The sequence below is a fragment of the Limnohabitans sp. genome, from assembly GCF_040400975.1.
Lineage (GTDB): Bacteria > Pseudomonadota > Gammaproteobacteria > Burkholderiales > Burkholderiaceae_C > Limnohabitans_A.
Window position 1 is genome coordinate 1 of record NZ_JBBAPF010000092.1, and the last position, 1,893, is coordinate 1,893.

2 protein-coding genes are annotated in these 1,893 nt (G+C 56.2%); both read left to right on the plus strand.

The genetic code is table 11. The features are described 5' to 3' along the window. Positions 1–340: 340 nt before the first annotated feature. Entirely contained in the window at positions 341–1,603 is a 1,263-nt protein-coding gene (locus tag ABWQ00_RS15935; protein ID WP_353239637.1) for a hypothetical protein, read from the plus strand. Between the two features lie 90 nt (positions 1,604–1,693). Then, positions 1,694–1,893 (plus strand): hypothetical protein (locus tag ABWQ00_RS15940; protein WP_353239638.1); only part of this gene is annotated, 200 nt, incomplete at its 3' end.

A 1,893-nucleotide genomic window follows, 5' to 3' on the forward strand; every position in this document is an offset into this window, starting at 1 on the left:
TCGAGCATGTACAATTTGGCGTTTCCACCACAAGGTGGTCCAAGTTGGGATTGACGCACAATTGGTATGGCGTGCTATTCTTGCACGTGATAGGTCCTTGTTAGCTAGCCGTCGTGTCACGCACATTAAAATTATGCAGCACGTTGTTGGCTCAAGTGGCACACCACAACTGCCTGGCAGTGAAGAATCAAACTCGTCATTGCCCAGTGGAGAGATGGGTGGTGGTGGGCGTGGTCGTGGGAAGCGTGTCACTGTCGCAGCTGTGCCAGATCCGCCTGGCGAACCAGTCTTGCGGTTGGACTTGCAGCCGGAGGAGAATGAGCCTCGCAACGCCGCGTACTTGATCACGCTGCGTGATGCGATCGACCGCATCTTTGCCCACCCCGTCTTTGAGAACATTGCTACGGAGCTGCCCTTGTCCATCACTGCGGAGCACGCTGGTGGGAGCCAAGCCCCGTACAAGGATGCGGACTTCACGATCGCGCTGCAGACTCACAAACAGTACACCTGTGGTGCGAACTTCTTCTGGGTGAATCACTTGTACTCTCCCAGCGCTGGGGTGCCAATTCGGAAAGAGGCGGTGCAACACCTCATGGCCACATCTTTCCCCAAGCCAACCCCCTTCAATGGGGTCCTGACGGTGTCCTGCCTCACTGTGAGTAGTGTATTGGATGCACGTGGTGCGCTCGAGAGCTGCACTCCTGACGAGCTGCGGCATGCCTACATCTTGGCCATCAGCCGGGACGTCGATGCACAGCAAGATGATGATTTGTCGGTGTTGCAATCGTGGCGGAAGTTCTGTCTCAGCACAACCACCACCTTCCACCTGCATGAGAGCCATGAGGCCCGCTACTGGGCGTCGCTGCAGTTGCGGGAGAATGCCGGTGCCACTGCTGAGGCGGTGTGCCGGACGTCCCTCCAGCGCATATTTGAAGTGGTCCGCTTCAGAAGCGCCCGTGTCAAGGTCTTGGGCGCTCCCGCGGGGACTGCGGTGGCAGTGGCGAAGGCCTACTCTGATAAGTTGTACATGGCCAACAACGGTGTGCAAGTCACCAAAAGCTTCATTGACGTTGCCCTCACAGTCCATGACCGCATGTTCAAGCGGGCGCGCATTGCTGATGTGCTCGTTGAGGCTGACTCAGGCCCCAGGGATTCAAACCCATTTGAGAGCATCTACGTCCTGCAGGCCATCCTGTCCAGGGGGCAGACCGAGCCTCGCATCTTTTGGATTGTGGCCTCGATCCATCATATGTGCCAGTACAAAATCAAACCTGCACGGTGGTTCACGGTCAGCAATGTGCGTGGCTCCACTGAAAGTGGTAATCGCGGCTACTGTGACCTGGCACTTTTCAAGCTGGACTCCCTGGGGCACCTCTTTGGGCAGCTCCCGCAGGAGCTCGGTCTGGAGACACAGTGGTTTGAGCGTAACGCGCGTCGCCGCTTGGAGACCCATCAGCTCTATTACTGTCACGGCCAATCGCCAGAGGGGCATCCGGCAGCGGACACCACCTGGCAAGCGGGCCAGAAGCGGTCCGTGCGGGACTACATCCAGTTTGTGCAGGCCTGCAGACTAACTAGTCAGCTGCGCAACACTCATTGGTGACTTGATGTGATTGCTTCTGTGTCAGTCTCATATTTAATATTGTGGGTGTCTATTTGTCTCTTGGTTCATGTCAAACCCTCTCAGGCTTTCTTGTACGGTGATACCTACGATGCTTCGGTGAAGGCGCTTGTCAAAGCGAGTCAGACTTGCACGCAGATGGCCAAGCAGGTTGGCATCAAGGAGGTTCTGACTGACATCAGCAACCTTGCGTTGGCAGAGAAGAAAGATGAAAAAAAAACTGATGCCATGCACGAGGCGGTTGCACATCAGTTGCCTGGCGATGATGGCAT